We start from the raw sequence: 21440 nt of genomic DNA, 5'->3' as shown, positions 1-21440 counted from the left end.
TTCTCACCCCCTACCCTCTTGTCATTGATGGCTTTACTATCTTATTTTTAACTATAGTGAAACAGTAATATCTAAAAGCATCCATGCAATGGTCATGCTCTTTTATAGGCTTATCTTCGCCTTTTTTTGATGCTTCTAAATCCCATATATAAGCTGAAAATTCTTGAAATAAATCTATGCAACTTTCATCAAACAATACTCTCATTTGAGTTAATAGAGAAGCTGATAGTCTTATTCCGTCTAATACATCATTTCTAGCTTTTATTACTTTAAACCCATCCTTTCTAAGCTGTGTAATGAAAGAAGATGCAGAAGGGTCAACTATTATAGTTTTAACTCTATAATCTTTTATAAACTCTTTCATATCCTCTGAATACTCTTTGTCCGTCTTTTGTATCCCTTCTTTTCTACCATCATAAAAATATTGTTTAATCAAAATATGTTTATTCTCTCTAGTCTTGCCCCACAGTTGGAATGTCGCGGGGTTATGTGTTCCATAATCACACGATACATGGTACTCTATATATTTATAACTAGAAGCTTTTACAACATGCTTTTTATCATCAAACATAGAATATATAACTCCATCTGCATTTTTCCACTCACCTTTTATGTATCTGTCATAGAACACACCCGAATACATTGAACGATATCTCTCTTTTATTTTTTCTGATAATGACAAATTATCATCCATTGTAAAATGTAGATACAATATATTCTTATCTTCTTTTTTATCTATCCATTCTATTTTAAACCAATGATAAGGTCCATCTGGATTGCAGTTAAACCAAAACTTAGAATTATCTACTGAACAACGTCCTGTCGCTTGATTGACGAAACTTTGAGGCATTAAAGCAACTTCATCAAAGAAGCATCCAGCTAGTGTGATACCTTGAATTAAGTCTTGTGACCTTTCATCTTTGCCACCAAATATATAAAAATAGTTAGTAATATTTCCTTTAGTAACTATCAATAAATTATCAGCTCTATGGTCTTTAACTTTATACTTCCTTGCGATAAGCATAAGTTTTAACCAAAACAATACATTACGTCTGAAAGAACCTATCGTTTTTCCACACATACCAAAATTTTGGCTATTAAAACTCTCCATCGCCCATATTACATATGATAGAGACATAGAAACAGTTTTACCACTTCTAATTGCTCCATCTGCTATTATTCCATCTAGGTGTTTAACTGGACTATTTGGTAACCACCATGTAAAGATTTTTTTCTGTTTCTTAGAGAAAGGGCTAAATTTTATAGTAGCCTTTTTAATATTACTTATCTTGCTGTTTTTTAAAATATTTATCTTATTTTTTAAAGCTTCTATTCTTGAGATATTACTCATCTTCTTCACCCCAAACACTTTCGGACTCTGTGCTTAGAGCTTTTATAAATCCATCATCTTCTATTTCTTCATCGATATTTCCACTTTCTTTAGCTACTTCTAATTCTAGTTTCAATATTGCTAATTCAACTTTTTGTTTATCTGATTTTATTCTATATAAAGATTCAATACATTTAGTCTTTTTGGATTGTACTTTTGTTAGTTCAGCTTCTAGCCTATGTATAACATCAAATACGCTTGTAGTTTTTGTTATCGTCTCTGTTTGAATTTGTGTATCATCTTTGATTAAATTCCCTTCAATCTCAAGCTTTCTTTTTGCAACGCTTTCTAATGTTAAGCCACCTTTTTTATTCTTGTGTTCTTCTATTGATTTTAATAACCTTCTTTCTCTTACTGTAAGTAATCTTAATTGGTCTTTTAAATTACTTTCATCATCATCAAAATCAATTTGCTCTAACATTTCTATTTCATCTTTTTCTAATGTATCCCAGTAAACATTCTCATACAAGCCATGTTTTCGATTATTTTTATTCCCTTTTGGAGCGCCACTGCCAACTGAGTTTTTATTGCCAATTTGCCCCCCTCTTTTCTTTGTAGTACTACATTCACCTTTTCGTAGTACTACATTCCATTTATCTCTACACTTCCAGTTGCTAATAGTCTTTTCATTTTCTTTTAATATTTCTGATATTTCTCTGTTTGTTATATTTCCATTATGCTCTATATATAAATTAAGTGCTTTATCCCTGTTGGGGCTTCTAGCTTTTGCCACACCACCACCTCATTATTTCTATATTCGTTTGAATCTTATTTTTTATTATGAAGCTTGTTTATCTACTTTTGTTTCTTCTCTTGTCAATAAATAAAAGAATGGTGTATCTAATAAAGCTAAGAAGAACTTAACTACATATTGACTCATTATCATAGTTATTAGGCTTGGTACAGTACCCCAAAACCCGATTGTAATAAATATAGCCGTATCTATTAATTGGCTTAACATAGTACTAGCATTGTTTCTTAGCCACTTATGTTTTTCATTAAATCGCTCTTTTAGCTTATGAAATATAAATACATCGTTACTTTGAGCTAATATATAAGCTATTAAACTAGCTAATACAAATCTTACATTTTGTCCTAATACTATTTTTAAGTTACTACTATACTCTGTTGCAAAACTTGCACTTGGAAGGGCTATTGCTATTGTAATTAATAAAAGACTAAATAACTGCATTAAAATACCTCTTTTGACTGTTCTGTTAGCTTCTTCTTTGCCCCATATTTCTCCAATGACATCTGTACATAAAAAAGTAAGTGGATATGCTACCACCGCTGCAGGAACCACAAGCCCAAATATATCAACGACTTTTCCTGCAACAATATTAGAAACCACTAAACTTGTTACAAATACACAATTTAATGATGTTAAATTTCTTTCTGTCTTTTTCACCATCTCACTCCATCCATATATTTTTGATATTTAACCCACTCGCACATGCTATGAGCTACTAATTTTTTTAAATCAGTTTTCTTATTACCTTCTTTTTCTAACCTTCTTATATGTATATCTCCATTTTTAAATGTATATAATTGCTGACCAATACTTGCCCCTATAGTCCAACTACTGCTGTCAACACTATAAAACTTAAATGTTTTTAATATCTTTGTCTTAGTAAAACCTAATCCATGTACTTTTACATTTCTAACATAAGCATAATCAACCATTTTTCTTATTAAATCATATTCCTGTTTCTTTATATCATTTATTGCAAATCCTCCAACTGCAATATATTTATACTCTTTACATAGTTTTTTCCAATACTCCACACCTCTTGATTTATGCCATACAGGAATACATTGTCTACCTACTTCACTTTCTATTTTTTTAGTCCATTTTTCTACTTGTTCCAGCCCAAAAATCACATCTACATCAACTTCAAAGAAATATTTTATATTATAGTCCTTAATGAACTTTATATATCTATCAATATAGTTTTCCATTTCTGCCTTCTTCACTTTTGTGCCATTCATAAAAGAAAATGCACCCGAATCTAATAAGAAATTCTCATTTTCTACTATACTCATAGCTTCCAAACACGCTTTTTCTTTATTAAAAAAAGTTTCAAGTATATAAAGTGGTTTACACTTCTCTATTGTTTTTTCTTTTAATTCTTTATTCATTCCACTTTTTGTTGCTGCTAAAAATATCCTCATTTTTATATTTCAAACTCCTCACCACAACATGGACATTTCACCATTTTACCTTTTTTCTCTTTTTCTTCTAATTCTTCATCTAATATAAAATCTGCATCAATAACTCCTAAATCTTCAAACATGTGTATGTTGAATCCCAAATTACTCATATCAATATTTTCTATTTCAGCTAATTCTTTTGTTAATTTATCAAACTCCCAATCTGAAAATTCACTTGTCTTATTATCAGCTAATCTATAACCTCTTATTTCTTCTTCTGTCAAGTCTTTTAAAACTAAGCATGGAACTTGCTTCAAATTAAGTACTTTAGAAGCTTCATACCTTGTGTGACCTGTTACAATTACATAGTCTTTATCAACTGTAATTGGATTATTAAAACCAAATTCTTTAATTGAATTAACTACTTTTTCAACTGCATACTCATTGTTTCGAGGATTATTTTCATAAGGTTTTATATCTTCTAAATTAAGATAAACAACTTCTCTTTTGTTCATTTTAAGACCTCCTTTTTAAAATTTAAATATAATAAAAGAGCCACCTGCAAAGATGACTCTTTAAACTAAACACTCATATTTTCCTTCTTTAAAAAAATAAAAGACTAAGCTTACCCGAACTTAGTCTTTTTAGTGGGGGATACATATTATTTAAGGGAGCAAGTTCTAGGAATCGAACTTAGATTAAACACCAGCACCTGCATGGTGAGTGAGGTTACCAAGCCCCACTCTTTCAGACAATTGAATTAAATTCCGTTTTAATCCAATATATCTACATATAGTGTATTAATACCTTTTGAACATAGTTAGAATTGAACTAACAGCGTCCTCACGCTCTGCTTAGTCTGTTCACATAAGCTAGAGTAATCCCTTAACCCTAGCCTAATATATTTAGTTTTGAGAGGGAAATCTTTATTTCCACAATATTATTATCTCACGTTTTTGCCAATAAAAAGTCTCACGATAGTCTCCAAAAAGTCTCAAAATAGTCTCATTTTTAAGCTTTCCATGAAAAAATAGGCAATTCAAACTCTTTTATTTTCGGATATAACATATCCATGATTTTGCAAACTATTCTTTTTCTTATTCTAAAGCAATGACTTCTATCTATGTGCATAGCATTAGACATATAATCCATGTTAATTTTCTCATTGTTCATGTACATTTCATTGAAGAACTCTGTTTCAAAACTATTTAAACTTGTTAATGCACATTCTATAGTTTCTTTTTCAATCTCTAATGTTTTCTTATCTTCTTTTAATCTATTTAAATCCTCTTCTCTTTTAATAACTTCATTTTCCACACTTGAACTTATATTATAAGTAGGTCCTGTTTTTTCTTCATAACTTTGAGCCTTACATCCACAAAACTCGTTTTCTAACTTTTTAATATATATATCTTTAATTTTTATTTGACTCTCTAGTTTTTTATAGTTATATAATCTTCCTTCAACTTCTTGGAATAGTGTTTTTTTATTCATACTTTCACACTCCTATCAATTATTTGTGTTATAATATTATTGATGATAATAATTCTATATTTTTGACAAGTGGAGTGTGAAAGCACTCCTTTTTTCTTTTAATTAACCTATTGAAGGTTTTCCCCTTTAAAGAGGGAAATTCTATCCCTGCCTTAACTTACTATTGATAATTGACTATTTAATAATCTTATTTCTTCTTCAAGAACTGTAGGTAACTTATAATTATCTACTATTTCCAGTACCTTATCCAACTGGCAACGCTTTATAGCCTTGTAACTTTCTACTCCAAATTCTCGTTTAATTTGATGATATATATCACTATAAACTTTGCCTCTTAGAGATTTATTTTTATAAGCCCTACTACCATGTCCTCCAAGTGATTTTGTTGCTATTCTCTTAACTTCTTTAACAATACTCTCGCATTCAACATTAAATAGTGGAGCATCATCCATAAAGTTCTCTAATTTCTCATTAACACTCTCTATTTTAGTTTCTAAGACTTCTTGTTTCTTATCTAGCATAAATATAGCCTGCAACTCCTTTGATGCACTTAAAAGAGGATTATTTAATTCTTTTCTCATAGAGAAATATCCATCAACTATTTTCTCGTATTGTTCCCAAGCCTTATCATCTTCTAATATCTTTAGTAGTTTTGAATAACCTCTCTCAGATAACAAGTAAATGTTATTTGCATTTGCATAAGATTGATTAGAGTAACCCATTTCTAAACTCAGTGATTTTAAATCACTCACTTTTAAATCTAATATATCTATCATATCTTTAAATCTTTTTCTATTATTATTTATATTTTTATTTATCTCCTTCAGTTCTCTATTATGTATCTCAGCTATATTCTTTATTTAGCTTTTTCACATTTTTATGAAAAACTAAGGACCTAATCTAACAAACGAATTTTTCCATTGGTTAAATAACATCTTCCAATACAACTTCAATCCTTGGCTTATCACTATAATACTTACTAGCTACTACCTCAACTATCTGTGTATCATCCTTATACGCTATCTCATTAAGTGCATCAGCCACAATCTTAACAACATTATCAATATCTGGTTTCTTACTAGGTCTTAACACATTATTTCTTTTCTGCTCTTTAACCTTTTTACTGTTACTTTTAGCTATAGAATAATAGCACCTTAAAGTCATTTTTATATAACCTGTAAAATGATACTTAACTTTAGATTGATATAGCCACTTTATAAGATTCTCATAATCTTTAGTTTTCTGTGGAGTATGAGTTCTTTTAGTAGCCGAATTAAATCTTGGTCTCTCTTTGCCAACTGGTTCTCCATCTATTACAAGAAAAACTTTCATTACTCTCTCCTATTATTTAAATAAACTAAGTTGCTTATTAGTTTCAAAATTGGTCCACAATACTTCTTTTCTTAATCTGCCTTGTTCTGCGTATGCCCTAAATTCTAATTTGTTCCAACTTTTAAGCATACAATTATACAAGTTAGAATCATATCCACTTATTATTGCAGGACCAGCGTGATTTAAAAGCACTTTTAATAATTTTTCATGTTCTTCTGTTTCCATTTCGATATTGTACATTTTCTGACTTCTTGTTTTTAGCAGATAAGGAGGGTCTGCATATATTAAACAATCGCTTTTGTTATATTTTTTTATTAAGTCTATAGCATCTCTGTTTTCTATTTCTGCATCTTTTAATCTTATAGCTGTATTTAAAATATAATCAGGTAAATCATTCCACTTACCTATAACTTTTTAAAAATTAGTTTTACTTAGTTTAGGTCCTGCATGTCTCCACCCAGTCTTATATTTTTGTAGCCCACCTCGAGACATATTAGTTCTTACTATAAATTTTCTAGCTTTTTCTATATCATTATCAGTTTTCTTAAAATTGCAATTGCTTATATACTCATCTCTTGCATATGGAGTAAAGTATATAGCATTTGCTAATTCTCTTGGATTATCTCTTATACATTTGAATAAATTTACAATTTGTTTATCTGCATCATTCAATATTTCAGTATTGCATGCTTCTTTATTGAAAAATACCGCTCCACTTCCAAAAAAAGGTTCTAAGTATATATTATGTTTTGGAAGTATACTTATTATGTTATGTGTCACACTCCATTTCCCACCTGGCCAATTCAAAACCTTATTCATTTTTTCACCTTCTTAGCCTTCTTCCTACATTCTTTACAACAATAAACACCCTTAGATTTTTCATCAAGATAAAATAACTTACCACACCAACTACATCTTATTCGTTTCATAAACTTACCTTGACTATTTATTTTACAATTATTTAGTTGGAACTGCATTATCCTCTATTTCCCAAAGATGAAAGCAATTTTCATGTAAATTTATATATTCTTCTTTTGGTGGTAATATCTGTACTATAGTCTTATTTGGTTTCATTAATTTATATCTAACATACTTAATTTCATTCCAATTAGGAAATCTTTTTTCATTTGATATAGTTAGATTCTCTTTTCCATTTTCAACTGAATATATAACATTGCTCCCAGTATCCATATTATATATTTTCACATTTTTAGCCCCTAATCTTTCAAGCGATTCTTTTGCAAGAATGGACCTATCATTTTTATTCTCAACTAATAACATTTTATTCCCTCCAAATTTTATAAATAATTTTCTGCTTCCTTCTTCAACCATATTTTATGTGCTGTATCACAATCTTTACTTTCACAATCTCTCTTATTATTTTTACAGCTTTTACAAATTTCTTTACTAAATTGCTGATAACTTTCTTTCTCTGTGATATTCTTTGACTGGCACATTTCTTTGCTACCATATGTGCAGTGAATTCTTTTATTTTCTAACAACAATCCCATTTGCCATCTTAGTATATATTCAGACATTTGTTCCACCCTCTATCTTAATAATTTTCTCTATTTGTCAAGTCATAATCATCCGAACTATTGCCTAAATCTAAAATTATTTTTGAACCATGAGCAAATATTTTAAATAATAAATCTCCAAAACCATCAAATCCACTTATTATATCCTTAGATGATATTTCTCTATTTTCGTGTCTATATGATGCAATAGTTCCGTCTTCTCTCAATAGTATGGAGTGCTCGCATCTGTATTTACTTTTATTTGGTTCTTTATCAATTTTAATCCACCCTGAACCATATTTATTTTCATCAAGAATAAATGTTATGCAATCTTCATCACCTTCATATTCATTAATATCATATTTATCCATTTTTAACATTTTCAACAATTCGCTCATTTTGTATTCTTTTTCAGCACCTACAAGCATGTTATCTAAATTTCTTTTTAAGTGTTCAATAGCTTCTACCTTCATTGTCATATCAATCTTTTCTTTTACTGTAGTTGCTACAAGCACATTATATTTTTGTATATCTAATTTATCTAAATTTATATTTATATTTTCACTTAGATGTTTTTCAATCTTTTTACTAAAATCACCCCAATTTCCAAAAACCTCATTCACAACTCTTTTTATTGTTTCTGCCAATTGTTTTTTAACTACTTCCTCTACAAAACCATTTTCCTCTAAGTCTACTAGTGCATCATTCATAATTTTATTTAAATCCATTATATTATTCCCCTCTCTATCTTCACTTTTAAGAGTCACAAAACACTTCAAACAATAATTTATATTAAGATAAATTTTGCAACTCTCTAAACTGTTTTAATTAGATATTTTGCATATCTTCCATGTATTTACTTGTAAGTTTGCAAAGAACTTCATGCAATGCTCTTCTTGCTAATTCGAACTCTTCTTCTGTCGCTTCTTCATGCATTATTCTTCTACCTCCATATCAAGCCACTCTTTGCATCCAACAAAACAACTATAGATACAAGTCTCAATTTCATAAGCACAATACTCGCAAATACAATCAGTACTTCCAATAAAATCAGCCATTCCATCCTCATCCAAACTTTTTATCATTTCAAAATTAGTCATTCTTAAATCCCCCTTTTTATTTCAATAGCAATTCATCTAAAAAGTCTAAATACACAGTCAATTCCTCATCTGTCATATTGTCTAAGTCTGCTGAACCTGTTCCTATTTCTTCTTCTGCTTCAACAATAAACTCTCGATATGTTTGTGTATTATCTGCTTCAATTTCTACATCACATATTTTTTTATCTAAGTCCTCTTTTTTCATTCTTATATACTCCTTTTATTATCATAATTTTCACACTCTTTCAGATTCAATCTATACTCATAAATTCTACCTGCTACAAAACTAATTCCTATTAAAAGTAAACTAGTTAAGATATTCATTAGATTTCATTCTTTCTATCATCAATTAATATATTAAACCCACAAGAACATTCTCTATAATATGTGTGTTCTTCAACTATTAACTTGCCTTCATTGTTTCCAATCTTGTCATTACCACAATTAGGGCAATAGCAATATTTTTCTCCAAGTTTTATAATATCTTTTAATTTCATTTTTCTAACATCCCCTCACATTCATATCTACTCAATATTTTTATAGCTATATCAATAGCTTTATTTACAGAACACTTTTTCTTATTTATTATCTTTTCTGATAATTTAATTACCTGCTCTACATTTGCTAATACCATCTGTCACTCCTTGAATATATTCTGCTTTCCAACCTTCTCTAGTTACTCTATTATCTCTAGCTAAACAGCTAGCATAATCTCCACTAATTTTTAAATATTTACTTGCAGCCTTTGCACTTTTAAATATTCTAACTTCTCCAGTTTCAATATTAAAAACTTTTATAGGTTTACTTTTTGTATCATTAGTTGGTTTTTTCCTTATTTTCTTGAATTTCGATTCATTAAGTTTCAGCTTTATTTTCTTACTTTCATTTGCTTTTCTTACTTTTCTTAAATTAAGCTCAAACATATCTTCTATATCAATAGTTTTTTCTAAAAACGTTCCTGCATCTACCCAAATTTTAGCCATATTCTACCACTCCAAATCTTTAAATATTATTTCATAGCTACACTCACCAGCTTCAATAAATATACCTCTTTCATCTTGATAAATATTTTCTACTCCAATAATTCTTAATTCTGAATTTTCAAAGAATAACTTACACATATTGCCTTCTCTTAAATCTCCAAAATCTATAAGACATTCTTTACCTGTTAAAAATGAAAATTCTTTTTCTCCTGTTTCAAAGTTAAAAACAATCACCAATTCCATAACTCTTAACCCTATTCCACAAATCTTACAATATCTAGCATCTTCGCTTATATCTTCATTTCTACATTGATAACAAACACTAATATTATTTTTTCCTGTCTTTCCCAACATTTCAGCTCTCCTCATTTTGAAATACCTAGCATTTTATATCGCATTATTTTCGCTATAACTGCTGATAAATACAATATTTTAATCCACAGCATATCTTTTTTAAAACACTCATTTACAGATATAATCTCAAAAGTCCCTTTCCCTGTTAATGATTCATGTCTATCAGTTTTTCTATTACTTAACTTGATTTTTTCTGTTGAATTGTTCTGTATAAATTCAAATCTTTCACCATCACACTCTAAAAAGATTTTTCCATACTCTTCTTCCATTTTCCCTCCAATATTTTTAACTTCTAGGAAGTAATATTGTATAACTACTCCCTAGATTATTTAATTTATCCAAATTTACTTTCTTCAAGTTGACCTCTTGTAGCCATGTTTTTTAATTCCTCATCTGTATATTGTCCAAAGGTTTCATTGAAATTATGAAACTTATTTTTATTGAATTTACTTTGTATAGGCTTGTAATCTTCTTCTAATGCTTTTATAAGATAACCTGTGATACTTTTTACTCCATCTGTATTTTTAACCAACCTTAGTTTTTCTTCTAAGTAGTCATTTCCTCTACCTGTATGTATAAATACATCAATGATTTTTTCAATGTCTTTAGATTCTAAATCAAAATATCTTTTTATGTTATCCACAACCACCGAATCGTCTTTATTGTTGTTGTTATTCTTATTGTTATTCTTATTGTTATTCTTATTGTTATTGTCCCCGTATCGTGGTACGACTCGTTCACGTATCGTCGACGTATCGTAGGAATCGCTATTTCTAGCCATTTCATAATAATCCTCAAATATTTTTCTTATATCTGATTTTTCTATTGATGGAATTACATATTTTATTAACTCAATATCTTTAACCTCTTTTAGTTCTTTATTGAGTAAATCTACAATTGGTTTGCCACCTTTAGTTAGGTTATATTTGCCCCAGTTTTTTATGGCAATTTCTCTAGTATCGGGATTATATTTAATACATTTATGGTGATTTATGAATCTATCCATCAACGCTCTTATACTTTCTTCTGAGTATCCCATCCAAAATGCTAGTTGTTTTTTAGTCACTTGATAAACTCCTATTTGAGTTGTCTGAGGATTGCTAAGAAGAAGTATGAAAAAAAATTTATCTTCTGGAGTCCATTCCTCTTGTACTTTTGGGTCAGTCCAAAAGCTTGTATATATCTGTCTAAAAACTGCCACTCTATCACCTCTAATCTATAAATAAATTTCTAGCCCTTTCTCAGCCACCATTACTGGTATTCCTACATTCTTTTCTATCTCTCTTATAAATAAATTCTTATCGCTGTTATCTTCGCTTAGATGTAACAGGGTTATTGTTTTTATATCGCTTAAATCATTAGCTTTTAAAAAATTAATCACATTACTTAACTCAAAATGACTTTTAACTATTCTATTTCTCAAATAAATCTTATTTCTGTTGCTATCTAATAAATCTTTACTATAGTTACATTCAATCATGATGTGATTCAGATTTTTAAAGTTATATTCACAATAGTAACTATCTGTGATGAAAAGTAAGTTGCCAAAATTAATATGATTTATTAAAAAGCCAAGTGGCTCTATTGAATCATGTTTAGTACTAAATGGCATTATATTAAAATTACCTATCTTAAATAATTTCTCACTTTCTATAACTTTAGTTCTATGACTTTCTATTTCTAAAGCTTCTAATGTTCCTTTGCTAGAATATACATCTATTCCATTATTTGTAAGCTCTACAATCGCTTTTGAGTGGTCTTTATGTTCATGTGTGACTAAACACCCCACAACGCTTTTTAAATTGAAATCTAAGCCTTTTAATATCTCTTTGTAACTGACTCCACATTCTAAAATTAATGTCTCGTTTTCCAGTCGGAGCAAGTAACAATTACCTTTGCTACTGCTCCCTAATACTTTAATTTTCATTTAAAATGGTGGGGCTTCAAATTCCTGTTGTTTTACTTCTTCCGACTTAGACTCTTTGATTTCAATAGCTTTTTCTTTTTCTTCTTCTGCCAAAATATCTATCGTTTTTTTATTAGCATTTTCTTCTATTTCTTCTTCTACTTGTCTGTCTACATACTCAACTGAATTATCATCTTTTATGACTGCTTGGTCAGTTTCAAGTGCCTTTTGCATTTCTATACTTAATATTCCGTATTTAGATAACAATCTTTTAAGTACTGTTTTAACTGCCATAGCATCAAAGTCAGTTGTCCAAAGACTTGATTTTACAACATAATCTTTATTGCTTTTATATGTTTGGCTGTATCTCTTAGCATACTTTTCCATATCTTCTTTACTCATATATAAAGTTTTTTCAAACCCATTTAATAATTTAAAATACGCTATATATCCAACAACAATCTCTTTGTCTACTTCATCCTCGTTTTCATTAAACTCTATCTCTCCAGTTAGTCTATTAACGCTTTTAATCTCACCTTCGTAGATTTCTATTGCATTAATTGTTTTATACTGTCCAGTTCTCATAGCTAGCTGTATAAACCCTTTATATCCAATTTGAAATTGTGCTTCTTTGACTCCTTTGTTTACAAAAGGTACTAAGTAAGAAAATCCTAGATTTGGGTCTATTGGTAAATCTAAAGTTGCTGCAACCATGGCAGATTTTAAAATTGAATTAGGTTCTGCATCTTTTAAACTTGGTAAGTTAGATACATTAACGACTGATGCCATAAATGTATTAGCTTTGTCTTTTAATACCTCTTTAAATCTTTTTTTATAAGCTTCTGTAGATAATAGATTTTTAACGCTTACTTGTCTTTGTATTTCATTTGCCATATTAATTCACTCCTTCTATTTTTAATGGATTATCATTACTTACAACCAAATTTATCACTTGGCTATCAATATCAATCAAAGTATTCACACTCTCCCTGTTATCAATAAAGATTGGCATCTTAACTTCAAAATATTTTGATAGAGTATTTATTATGTCTAACCCTCCGTTGATTTGCCCTGCTGTGTTTACATTGCTGAAAGGTACACCGTTTATTAAAGCTTCACAAGTTTCTTCAATACCTCTATTTATTTGCTCTTTGAATAGTTTAAATGTTACATTTTTAAATTTACTACTTATATTACTTTCTAATAAACTAACTTTAGTCTTTATAAATAACTCGCATAAATTTAGTATTTTTTCTTGATGAGCTAGTTCTATACCTAACTCTTTTTCTTTTGCTAATAGTTGTTCTTTTCTATCTAATAATTCTCTGTTAATATCTCTTTTAGCTAGTTCTTTATTAAGAGACTCAATTTCAATCGTCAATTTTTTCTTATTTTCTTTTAGTTCATCTATGTTTTTATCAGCATCTTTATTGTTTATTTTTTCTTCTAGCTCTTTTATTTCTACACTAATTTGTGTTAATCTATTTTCTTCTTCTACTGAATATATCTCTGTAGATTTTGTATTTTCTAATTCTTTTTTTATTTTATCTAATAATATTGCTTTTTCTTGTATCTCTTTTAAGTATCCCCTTTCATCCATTTGCAGCTGTTCAATCTCTGCATTAAGCTTTTCTACTTCTTCCCCTTTTGACTTGCCCAATATTCCTATCTCTTTTAGTATTTTTACTTTATTTAAATTAAAGTTATCCAACATTTCTTTTTTCTTTGCTTCTATATCATCAACTTCTAAAGGTCTTTTGCAAGTTGGGCACTCTGTTTGCACAGTACTTAAATTTAACATTGTTTGACTTTCTTTAGACCATTCATTTCTAAGTCTATTTGTTTCTTCAACTAATTTATCTCTCGAATTTTCTTTTAGTTTTCTATCGCTTTCTAAATACACAAGGTTATTTCTTAGCGTTTGAACATTATAATTTAGACCTTCTTTTTCACTTATTAACTCATTTCTCTTCTTATTTCCTCTTTCACTCGCTGATTGTTTAATACTTTGTATCTCTTGTTTTAGTTCAAATATCTTTTCTTTATCTTTTAAAATCTGTTCATTTGCCTTTGTGCCACTTAGTAACTCATCCTCAATAGCTTCTAAATCAGCTTTTTTAGCATTAAGTTGAGCTTCAATTTCTTTAAAATCTACATCATACATTCCTCTGTCACATTCATTTATTCTTACTGGTATTTCTTCTTTTTCTTTAGATAGATTATTCTTAGTAGCTTTTCTATTTTTAATAATCTTGTCTATGTTATTTTCCTTTTCAAACTCTGTAATAAGTGGGGTTAACTCCTGCTTAGTTTCTATAATTTGTTCTATTGTTATATCTCCACATATCTCCAAAATCACTTCTCTAGCTTTTTTCCAATTAAGTTCATTTGAAAAAAAGTATGGATTAGTAAGTAATTTAAATTGGTCTTCGTCTGCTATTTCAGCTATCTCTTTTACATATTCACTCTTTTTTATTGGAGTATCATTTATCATGTAAGTTGTTTCATTTTTAGTAAAAGTCGCTTCTGATTCCCCTCTTTTTCTAGTCCATTTTTCTTCATATTTCTTAGTTAACTTTATCTCTTTACTATTAACTTCTAATACTGCTGTTACAGTCGTCACAAGCCCTCTAATGACCTTATTGTTACTATCTAAAGGTTTTATCTCAAATACACTTCTATTCTTACTATCCTTATCAAACATCACCCATGTGAAAGCATCAAATATACTTGTTTTACCAGTTGCATTTTCTCCAAACACATTAGTTACATTGTTAAAATCTATGTGTAGCTCTTTTATTCCTTTGAAATTTTCTATATCTAAACTTTTTAATAAAATTGCTTTCATTTTAGTCCCCCCTTGTGCTATAATATATAATTATTAAATTTATTTTTTGTTTTTGATTAGAGCCTCGTCTTAGGCTCTTTTCTTATGCCTTATTTTCTCTTTCTAAAAACTCTAGTATATTTTGACTAGCTTGTTTAACGCCTTCCCACCACTTTAGACTTTCTTTGTCATAATCTTCTTTTGATTTTAACTCATTTATACTTTTATTTGCTTGTTTAATTTGACTTGTTGCAACTGATATAGCTGTTTCCATTAAATACCCCCCTAACCTAATCTTTGAAGAATATAATCACCATATCTAACATCTTCTACTACTAGCGCTTGATATTCCATACATCCTCTTTCTTTGTCGTAGTATGCTAAATTCAACTCTTTTTCTGTTGCTACTACTACAATGCAATCAATTTCAAAGCCAAGTCTTTTGCAATTTACTTTTACTGCATTTCCTACTTCAACTTTCTTTAAATCGAATTTATTCATAATTACCCCCCTTTTTTAATTTAATATTTCAATATAATATTCATTGTCTATTGCATCCTTTATTGTTAAAACTGTTTCTACTATTTTCTTTGTTTTTTTATTAAAATAAATTATTGTTAATTTAAACTTACTTGCTTGCGTTACTATGCAATCACTTTCAAAATTAAATTTCTTGCATGTCACTTTTATTGCTTTACCCCTTTTAAGAACTTCTGTAGGAAATTTTACTTTAAGTATTTTCATATCACTATCCCCTTATTGTATTTTTTAAGACCCTCAAAACTTGCTTTTATTTGCTTATCTTTACAGAACTGCATATAAACTATTAGTACCTTTACACTCGACTAAATCACTCCCATTCTTTTTTTATATAGTTACTTTAGGAAACATATCTTTAGCTACTCTCATAGCATTTTTAGTTAATTGTCTTTGCCATGCCACTTCTCTTGGTGACCATACAAATCCATGTTTTTTAAGTCTAGCTCTTAACTCCAAATTTGGTTTTTCATCAAAGAATACTTGCAATCTATCAATGTCATAATTGACAAATACCTCTCCACCATTAAAATTAAACCCTTCTAATTTTCTTAACTCTTTATGTTCTTTTACTTCTTCAAGCCTTTTTTTAATATCTCTTATTCTTTTATTGTTATTTGTTAATTTAAAAGCTTCATAGGGCTGTTCTTTTTTATCTTTTCTAGCCTTTTTATTTGCTTCTTTCATGTCTTTTTGTAAATTTTCAAAATAAAACAATTTAGCTTCCAATTTTTCTATTGCATATATATCACTTGTTTCTATTGCCTTTCCATATTCAAAACTTCCAGTTCGATATGCTTCTAAAATTTTTTCTATAGGTGTCATTTTTTCTAAATTCTTCTTTGTATTTTCAATAAATCTTTTTATAACCTCAGAGTGCTCAAAATTACGTTTCATTATCATATCAGTTTGTTTATCAGCTTTTTCATAGTTATATCTAGCTGGTCCTGCAACTGTAACAGGTACAAAATTTGCTCTTCTATTTAACTTTTCGTTATAGATTTTTTCTATTAATCCTTTAAAACCTGCTTTTCTTAACTGTATGTACTCTAATTGTTCTTTTGTATATTCATCATTGCAATTAAAATTACAATCAAAACTTTCAAAAGCTATCTTTGCATCCTTTGCAATGCAATTTCCAGCTTCAAAATGACTCAACTCATTACATCTTCTTATATTATCCTTATTCAAGTTTAACTCCACTACTTCTCTATCTATACAATTTACACATTCCATTTTTTATGCCCCCCTTTTTGTTTTATAACAATATCTTTCTTTAAAATAAGTCACTGATACCCTGCCAGAAAAAGTCTTAAAGCCTTCTTTTTCTAATTCTTCATTTAATTCTGCAATTATTTTGTATGCAGTTGCTTCGCATATATCTAAAAATTTAGCTACATCTTTTGCCCTATAAAACAATTGTTCTTTAGCTACTGCTTTTGCCATTTAAAACACCTACTTTCAAAATATTCTGTATTTAAATTTTAAAGTTCTAACCTAACATTGATAGCTGTTCTTCTTGTTCCTTCAATAATCTTTTTAAAATATACTCTTGACCTTTTCCTGTAACTCTAGTTGTTTTAAAAGTAAATGTGCCAGCTGAGTTCTCCTTAACACCTTCTATGGTTTCTAAATAATCTCTATCTATTGCAACTTGCTTTGGTTCAGTAGAATTCTTAAATACTAAATCCCATTCTCTTAATTTCTCGTATAATCTTTTCTCTCCAATAACTATCCCTTTGCTTTTAGAAATGATTTTTGCTACCTCTCTTACAAGTAAACTATTTTTTGATGATGCTATTTGATTGATAAATTTACTTTTTTCCTGCAACTCTTTATTTTTTTGCTCTATTGTTTTATTTGCTACAATTAATGCTCTAGCCATAACTTTTTCGGGACTATTCCAATCCTTTTCTATCTTAATAAAATATTGTCTTGCTTGTTTACCTTTTTCATTACGCTGTATCATAGCTATTTCTTTTGCCATATCTAACTTAATAGCATGATTTTCACTTGGTCGTCCTCCAGTACTTTCTTCCAAAATTGGAATAAAGTCTTCGTTTATTGTAAATCCATATTCACACATTCTTTTAAACCAAGTTGTATAATTGGAATTCACCTCTAAAAATTCATGTAATTCTCTAGCATTTACTATTGGTTCTTGATTTTCATTTATTTCAACATTTATAAGCTCATTCATGACTATCTTCCTCTCTATATTTTTAGTGTTATTCAATATTACTTGCTTTAGTTGCAAACTTTAAACCTAGTACAGCTTCATGTAAATCATCTATACTTTCCATTCCGATATTCCAAACTTCTTCTTCATCTTTGTCTATCACATCATCTTCAACTACTCTTATAAAATCATCTTCTAACTTTAGGTAATTCCTTATCGCTATGTATAGTTTTAGAGCTGCATTAGAAATTGTTTTAAGTTTTACATTTGGTAAATCAATTAATTCATTTCCTATGCTAGATTTTAAATGTTGGTATCCTAGAAATTGATTATTATAAATTTCTGTCATTTTTGAAACCACTGTAGTTGGTGGTATTCTTTTCTCGTTTTCATATGCTCTCAAACTTTCAACTGATATATCTAGTTGTTCAGATGCTTTTTCTTGTGTTAAACTGGTACTTTCTCTTGCTTTTTGATAAATATTTTGGTACTGTTGTAACATTTAAATGCCCCCTTTTATGATATATAATTAATAAAAGATTAATTTATTAATGATGCAATTGTTACATCTAATGCTTTTGAAATTTTTTCTAAGTCATATAAAGTAATTTGTGTCGCTGAATTTTCAATCCGACTTATTTCAGCTTGTGAGATACCGATTAATTTTGACAATTCAATTTGAGTTATAGCTTTTTTTATTCTAAATTGTTTTATTCTTAATCCGACTTTCTTATTTAACATTTATTCACCTCCTGTATATTTTATATATTATACGTATAACGTATAATTGTCAATAAAAAAATACGTTTTTTGTATTGGAATTATTAATTCTTTTTTCTTAATATATACTTATAACGAATAAAAGGAGTTTTTATATGAATATTGGTCTTAGAATTAAAGAATTACGTAAAAGTAAAAATATTACTGGAAACTATTTAGCGGAAATTACTGGAATATCTCAATCCATTATCTCAAGATATGAAAGAAATATCATAGAGCCACCAATATCTTCACTGGAAATCATATGCAATGCTTTAGATATAACTTTATATGATTTTTTTGCATCCGAGAGAAATCCTATTTTACTTAATGAATTAGTAAATATAGCCATAGATTTACCTGAAGAAAAAGTAAATACACTTATCCAAGTTGCAAAAGATATGAATAACTAGTTATCTAAAATTCATCAATATTTATAAAAGATACTTTATAACTTAGGTATCTTTTATATATTTCTAATGCTTTTGATTTCTTATCTTGCGTAATACTAGCATTTTCTCTGCTTAATTGATAGATATTTTGGTACTGTTGTAACATTCAAATCACCTCTTTGAAAGGTTATACTATAATTAACCTTTTACTTTTAAATATTTACAAATTGCTTCTTTTGCATTTGGACTTTTAAGTCTATCGTTAATTACTGCTGATAGATGATATTTTGACAATCCTAATTCTTCTGATAAATCATCTAGTTTTAAATCTTTATCTATCATGGCTTTTTTAACTTCCTTGCTCCATTTTGGTAAACATTTTTTATTCATTATTATCACCTTCTTTATTAGTGTGTTTATTTGTGGTAAAATTAAGTTTATATAACAATTTGTTGTCGTAAGTAATTGTTATCATAGTTATATTATAATCGGAATTTTTCCGACAGTCAAGGAATTTTTCCGTTTTTTATATTTTATAATTTGAAAGGGGTAGATTTTATGTCCAATCAAAATATTTTAGACTTTCTAACACTTGAAAATAAGCTATCTGACAAAGAAATAATTTCACTTCTAGGATGGAAAAATCGAGGTAAAGTTACTGATATACGCAGAGGTAAATCTAATTTTACCATTGATGATGTGCTTATTATTTCGGAAAAATTCCATACAAGCGTGGATTATATCCTAAAAGGCAAAGAACATTCAACAGATATTCTTAAAATATCCAATTCAACTGATAACGAACAGGAAATTTTATCTCTATTACATAAATTTGATGAGCGTAACCAAATCAAATTTATAAGTAAGGTTGAGGATTTAGCTGACAAAATGTTAGAAAAAGAAAATGATACAGAGTAATTACTATATGCCTGCTCTTTTATAACTTTTTAGACAGGCGTATTATTACTTACTATTTCGTACCTAATCACCTCTTTTAAGTGTTTTATTTTGATTTTCAAAGTGCGCTTATGATAAATAAGTATCCTTTTTTATTTTTCTTGTATTAAATCAGTATTCTCTCTACCTAACTGATAAATATTTTGGTACTGTTGTAACATTCATTTAACATTATTTATAATGTATAATTATTTTAAAGAAATTTAAATATTGTATGCTTTAATTATATTTTCATTTTAAGTTTCATATCGTAACATTTTTCCCGAAAAAAATTTCATCTGGAAAAGCATCTTCTAACGAAACATTTAATGCTTTTGAAATGTTTATTGCTACTGCTACACTTGGATTCCTTTTTCCAGATTCAATAAGGGAATACGAAGGTCTACTTATTTTGGCGTTTTCAGCTACTTTTTTTTGTGTTATCCCAAGTTTGTGTCTTAATTCATATAATTTATGCCTTTTTATATTATTCATGTTTTCACCTCGTTTCATTTTGTAACATCTTATATTTACATTATAATGTTACGATATGTAACTGTCAAGAGATTTTTTTAATTTTAGTTACATATCGTTACCAAAATTGAAATGTTACATTTTGTAGAGTATAATAAACTAAAAGGAGGTGCATTATGTTAGGAGAAAAAATCAAAAGCCTTAGAATAGAGAAAAAGATGACTCAAGAAGAATTTGCTGAAAATTTATGTATTTCCAGACCAGCTTTATCTTTATATGAATCAAATAAAAGAAAACCTGATTTTGAGGTTCTAAAAAAAATCGCTGAACATTTTAATGTTTCTATAGATTTTTTGCTTGATAATAACATAAAGGACAACAAATTAGCGAAAGTTAATCACTCTGATGAAGATAATCTAGTTTCTAAAAGAGATTTAAAAAAAGATTCAACATATCCAAATGAGATAGATGAAGAAGTAGAAGCATTAGTCGATATGATATACGAATTAGATAAAGAAGATAGAGAAACTGTTACAAAAATACTTGATGCTCTAATTAATAAACATAAATAAATAAAAAACATTGGCATAGTCAGTCAATGTTTTTTATTTAAATAACTGTCATTTTGACCACATAATATTATTAGGCTTTTTCATATATAACATGAACTTTATTGCTTTTATTATAACTAATAAAAATATGCATCCTCATTTTTCTTTTAATTTTATATAAAGAGATATTACTATTTTCATAAAACTTTCATAGTCATATTTATATTCTTTTTTTAATTTTTTTATAGTAGAAACCATTTTTTCTCTTTCATCTTGCATATTACCATCCCCCTTGTTTTATTATAAATAACTTAACTAAAGTTTTTTTATGAATATTCAGTTTTTTATATATGGTTTTGTTTTACCATATATTCTGCATGTATAAAACTATGAAAACTTGGTAATTATTGTATCTTCCTATTTTTGTGTATATCAATAATCTTTGAAATTTTAATCCTTCTTATTAAAGTTCTTAGTATACTAATCTTTCTTAATTAAATATTAACACATAAATCGACTAGAAAAATATCCGTACGAGGAATATTTCCGATAGTAGTT

General features: G+C 28.3%; 39 protein-coding genes. 3 read left to right on the top strand and 36 right to left on the bottom strand.

What is annotated here, in order from left to right; all coding sequences use genetic code 11:
- Positions 1-10: 10 nt before the first annotated feature.
- From IC758_RS10005 to IC758_RS09850, 32 genes are all read right to left on the bottom strand, one after another.
- Complete coding sequence (locus IC758_RS10005; protein ID WP_227860963.1) at positions 11-1351, bottom strand: PBSX family phage terminase large subunit; 1341 nt, start codon at positions 1349-1351, stop codon at positions 11-13.
- A complete protein-coding gene (terS, locus tag IC758_RS10000) occupies positions 1344-2123 on the bottom strand; it encodes a phage terminase small subunit (protein ID WP_227860962.1) in 780 nt (259 codons plus the stop codon). Before terS ends, IC758_RS10005 begins: the two co-directional genes overlap by 8 nt.
- A 45-nt stretch (positions 2124-2168) precedes the next feature.
- Positions 2169-2801 (bottom strand): queuosine precursor transporter, encoded by a 633-nt coding sequence (locus IC758_RS09995; RefSeq protein WP_227860961.1) that lies wholly within the window; start codon positions 2799-2801, stop codon positions 2169-2171.
- Positions 2795-3562 (bottom strand): hypothetical protein, encoded by a 768-nt coding sequence (locus IC758_RS09990; protein ID WP_227824569.1) that lies wholly within the window; start codon positions 3560-3562, stop codon positions 2795-2797. Before IC758_RS09990 ends, IC758_RS09995 begins: the two co-directional genes overlap by 7 nt.
- Before the next feature lie 2 nt (positions 3563-3564).
- Positions 3565-4056 carry a ParB N-terminal domain-containing protein gene (locus IC758_RS09985; protein ID WP_227824570.1) on the bottom strand — a complete coding sequence of 164 codons (492 nt, stop codon included), beginning with the start codon at positions 4054-4056 and terminating at the stop codon, positions 3565-3567.
- A 496-nt stretch (positions 4057-4552) separates the two neighbouring features.
- The gene (locus IC758_RS09980; RefSeq protein WP_227860960.1) at positions 4553-5035 is read right to left on the bottom strand and encodes a hypothetical protein; all 483 of its coding nucleotides are present in this window, start codon (positions 5033-5035) and stop codon (positions 4553-4555) included.
- Between the two features lie 152 nt (positions 5036-5187).
- Positions 5188-5841, bottom strand: a complete 654-nt coding sequence (locus IC758_RS09975; protein ID WP_255630992.1) for an ORF6C domain-containing protein — start codon at positions 5839-5841, stop codon at positions 5188-5190.
- A gap of 118 nt (positions 5842-5959) precedes the next feature.
- The gene (locus tag IC758_RS09970) at positions 5960-6367 is read right to left on the bottom strand and encodes a RusA family crossover junction endodeoxyribonuclease (protein ID WP_074105476.1); all 408 of its coding nucleotides are present in this window, start codon (positions 6365-6367) and stop codon (positions 5960-5962) included.
- 12 nt (positions 6368-6379) lie between these two features.
- Positions 6380-6682, bottom strand: a complete 303-nt coding sequence (locus IC758_RS09965; protein ID WP_255630991.1) for a DNA adenine methylase — start codon at positions 6680-6682, stop codon at positions 6380-6382.
- Positions 6683-6781: 99 nt separating this feature from the next.
- Positions 6782-7186: a DNA adenine methylase gene (locus IC758_RS09960; RefSeq protein ID WP_227860959.1), complete on the bottom strand. Its 405-nt coding sequence runs from the start codon at positions 7184-7186 to the stop codon at positions 6782-6784.
- A gap of 138 nt (positions 7187-7324) precedes the next feature.
- Entirely contained in the window at positions 7325-7648 is a 324-nt protein-coding gene (locus IC758_RS09955; RefSeq protein ID WP_227860958.1) for a DUF1827 family protein, read from the bottom strand.
- Between the two features lie 17 nt (positions 7649-7665).
- A complete protein-coding gene (locus tag IC758_RS09950; RefSeq protein ID WP_227834399.1) occupies positions 7666-7905 on the bottom strand; it encodes a hypothetical protein in 240 nt (79 codons plus the stop codon).
- 17 nt (positions 7906-7922) lie between these two features.
- Positions 7923-8612: a hypothetical protein gene (locus IC758_RS09945; protein ID WP_227860957.1), complete on the bottom strand. Its 690-nt coding sequence runs from the start codon at positions 8610-8612 to the stop codon at positions 7923-7925.
- 207 nt (positions 8613-8819) lie between these two features.
- On the bottom strand, positions 8820-8984 hold the full coding sequence (locus tag IC758_RS09940) for a hypothetical protein (RefSeq protein WP_227860956.1): 165 nt from the start codon (positions 8982-8984) through the stop codon (positions 8820-8822).
- Between the two features lie 16 nt (positions 8985-9000).
- Positions 9001-9189 carry a hypothetical protein gene (locus IC758_RS09935; RefSeq protein ID WP_227823886.1) on the bottom strand — a complete coding sequence of 63 codons (189 nt, stop codon included), beginning with the start codon at positions 9187-9189 and terminating at the stop codon, positions 9001-9003.
- Between the two features lie 118 nt (positions 9190-9307).
- On the bottom strand, positions 9308-9481 hold the full coding sequence (locus IC758_RS09930; RefSeq protein WP_227860955.1) for a DUF3797 domain-containing protein: 174 nt from the start codon (positions 9479-9481) through the stop codon (positions 9308-9310).
- A complete protein-coding gene (locus tag IC758_RS09925) occupies positions 9478-9618 on the bottom strand; it encodes a hypothetical protein (RefSeq protein ID WP_227853355.1) in 141 nt (46 codons plus the stop codon). The genes IC758_RS09930 and IC758_RS09925 overlap by 4 nt, the downstream gene beginning before the upstream one ends.
- Entirely contained in the window at positions 9587-9967 is a 381-nt protein-coding gene (locus IC758_RS09920; RefSeq protein WP_227853356.1) for an NUMOD1 domain-containing DNA-binding protein, read from the bottom strand. Before IC758_RS09920 ends, IC758_RS09925 begins: the two co-directional genes overlap by 32 nt.
- A 3-nt stretch (positions 9968-9970) precedes the next feature.
- Positions 9971-10321: a hypothetical protein gene (locus tag IC758_RS09915; protein WP_227860954.1), complete on the bottom strand. Its 351-nt coding sequence runs from the start codon at positions 10319-10321 to the stop codon at positions 9971-9973.
- 11 nt (positions 10322-10332) lie between these two features.
- The gene (locus IC758_RS09910) at positions 10333-10590 is read right to left on the bottom strand and encodes a hypothetical protein (RefSeq protein WP_227860953.1); all 258 of its coding nucleotides are present in this window, start codon (positions 10588-10590) and stop codon (positions 10333-10335) included.
- Positions 10591-10655: 65 nt separating this feature from the next.
- Positions 10656-11522 (bottom strand): hypothetical protein, encoded by an 867-nt coding sequence (locus IC758_RS09905; protein WP_227860952.1) that lies wholly within the window; start codon positions 11520-11522, stop codon positions 10656-10658.
- A 15-nt stretch (positions 11523-11537) separates the two neighbouring features.
- Positions 11538-12248 carry an MBL fold metallo-hydrolase gene (locus IC758_RS09900; protein WP_227860951.1) on the bottom strand — a complete coding sequence of 237 codons (711 nt, stop codon included), beginning with the start codon at positions 12246-12248 and terminating at the stop codon, positions 11538-11540.
- Complete coding sequence (locus tag IC758_RS09895) at positions 12249-13121, bottom strand: recombinase RecT (protein WP_227860950.1); 873 nt, start codon at positions 13119-13121, stop codon at positions 12249-12251.
- Between the two features lies 1 nt (position 13122).
- Positions 13123-15075 carry an AAA family ATPase gene (locus IC758_RS09890; RefSeq protein WP_227860949.1) on the bottom strand — a complete coding sequence of 651 codons (1953 nt, stop codon included), beginning with the start codon at positions 15073-15075 and terminating at the stop codon, positions 13123-13125.
- An 82-nt stretch (positions 15076-15157) separates the two neighbouring features.
- Complete coding sequence (locus IC758_RS09885; RefSeq protein ID WP_227860948.1) at positions 15158-15328, bottom strand: hypothetical protein; 171 nt, start codon at positions 15326-15328, stop codon at positions 15158-15160.
- A gap of 11 nt (positions 15329-15339) precedes the next feature.
- A complete protein-coding gene (locus IC758_RS09880; protein WP_227860947.1) occupies positions 15340-15555 on the bottom strand; it encodes a hypothetical protein in 216 nt (71 codons plus the stop codon).
- Between the two features lie 15 nt (positions 15556-15570).
- Entirely contained in the window at positions 15571-15798 is a 228-nt protein-coding gene (locus IC758_RS09875; RefSeq protein ID WP_227860946.1) for a hypothetical protein, read from the bottom strand.
- A gap of 123 nt (positions 15799-15921) precedes the next feature.
- Positions 15922-16827, bottom strand: coding sequence for a hypothetical protein (locus tag IC758_RS09870; protein WP_227860945.1), 906 nt, complete (start codon positions 16825-16827; stop codon positions 15922-15924).
- 3 nt (positions 16828-16830) lie between these two features.
- Complete coding sequence (locus IC758_RS09865) at positions 16831-17037, bottom strand: hypothetical protein (protein ID WP_194655110.1); 207 nt, start codon at positions 17035-17037, stop codon at positions 16831-16833.
- Between the two features lie 46 nt (positions 17038-17083).
- Positions 17084-17791, bottom strand: a complete 708-nt coding sequence (locus tag IC758_RS09860; RefSeq protein ID WP_194655109.1) for an antA/AntB antirepressor family protein — start codon at positions 17789-17791, stop codon at positions 17084-17086.
- Positions 17792-17819: 28 nt separating this feature from the next.
- Complete coding sequence (locus tag IC758_RS09855) at positions 17820-18272, bottom strand: helix-turn-helix domain-containing protein (RefSeq protein WP_227860944.1); 453 nt, start codon at positions 18270-18272, stop codon at positions 17820-17822.
- 38 nt (positions 18273-18310) lie between these two features.
- Entirely contained in the window at positions 18311-18511 is a 201-nt protein-coding gene (locus IC758_RS09850; protein ID WP_227860943.1) for a helix-turn-helix domain-containing protein, read from the bottom strand.
- Positions 18512-18645: 134 nt separating this feature from the next.
- Between IC758_RS09850 and IC758_RS09845 the strand changes: the two genes are divergently transcribed.
- Positions 18646-18942, top strand: coding sequence for a helix-turn-helix domain-containing protein (locus tag IC758_RS09845; protein ID WP_227860942.1), 297 nt, complete (start codon positions 18646-18648; stop codon positions 18940-18942).
- Positions 18943-18946: 4 nt separating this feature from the next.
- Here IC758_RS09845 and IC758_RS09840 read toward each other — a convergent pair whose 3' ends face one another.
- Together IC758_RS09840 and IC758_RS09835 are read right to left on the bottom strand one after the other, a co-directional pair.
- The gene (locus IC758_RS09840; RefSeq protein WP_227860941.1) at positions 18947-19087 is read right to left on the bottom strand and encodes a hypothetical protein; all 141 of its coding nucleotides are present in this window, start codon (positions 19085-19087) and stop codon (positions 18947-18949) included.
- 32 nt (positions 19088-19119) lie between these two features.
- The gene (locus IC758_RS09835; RefSeq protein WP_227437353.1) at positions 19120-19311 is read right to left on the bottom strand and encodes a helix-turn-helix domain-containing protein; all 192 of its coding nucleotides are present in this window, start codon (positions 19309-19311) and stop codon (positions 19120-19122) included.
- Between the two features lie 168 nt (positions 19312-19479).
- Here IC758_RS09835 and IC758_RS09830 point away from each other — a divergent pair, with 168 nt between their 5' ends.
- Positions 19480-19839, top strand: a complete 360-nt coding sequence (locus IC758_RS09830) for a hypothetical protein (RefSeq protein WP_194655106.1) — start codon at positions 19480-19482, stop codon at positions 19837-19839.
- A gap of 282 nt (positions 19840-20121) precedes the next feature.
- On the opposite strand, the gene IC758_RS09825 is transcribed toward IC758_RS09830, so the two are convergent.
- Positions 20122-20352: a helix-turn-helix transcriptional regulator gene (locus IC758_RS09825; RefSeq protein WP_207731457.1), complete on the bottom strand. Its 231-nt coding sequence runs from the start codon at positions 20350-20352 to the stop codon at positions 20122-20124.
- A gap of 155 nt (positions 20353-20507) precedes the next feature.
- Here IC758_RS09825 and IC758_RS09820 point away from each other — a divergent pair, with 155 nt between their 5' ends.
- The gene (locus tag IC758_RS09820) at positions 20508-20903 is read left to right on the top strand and encodes a helix-turn-helix domain-containing protein (protein WP_227860940.1); all 396 of its coding nucleotides are present in this window, start codon (positions 20508-20510) and stop codon (positions 20901-20903) included.
- 135 nt (positions 20904-21038) lie between these two features.
- On the opposite strand, the gene IC758_RS21010 is transcribed toward IC758_RS09820, so the two are convergent.
- Entirely contained in the window at positions 21039-21161 is a 123-nt protein-coding gene (locus IC758_RS21010; protein ID WP_255630976.1) for a hypothetical protein, read from the bottom strand.
- Positions 21162-21440 lie beyond the last annotated feature (279 nt).

The organism is Clostridioides sp. ES-W-0016-02 (assembly GCF_020641035.1).
Classification (GTDB): domain Bacteria; phylum Bacillota; class Clostridia; order Peptostreptococcales; family Peptostreptococcaceae; genus Clostridioides.
The sequence above is the reverse complement of the archived record's forward strand: the minus strand, read 5'-3'. Positions and strand labels throughout refer to the sequence as shown.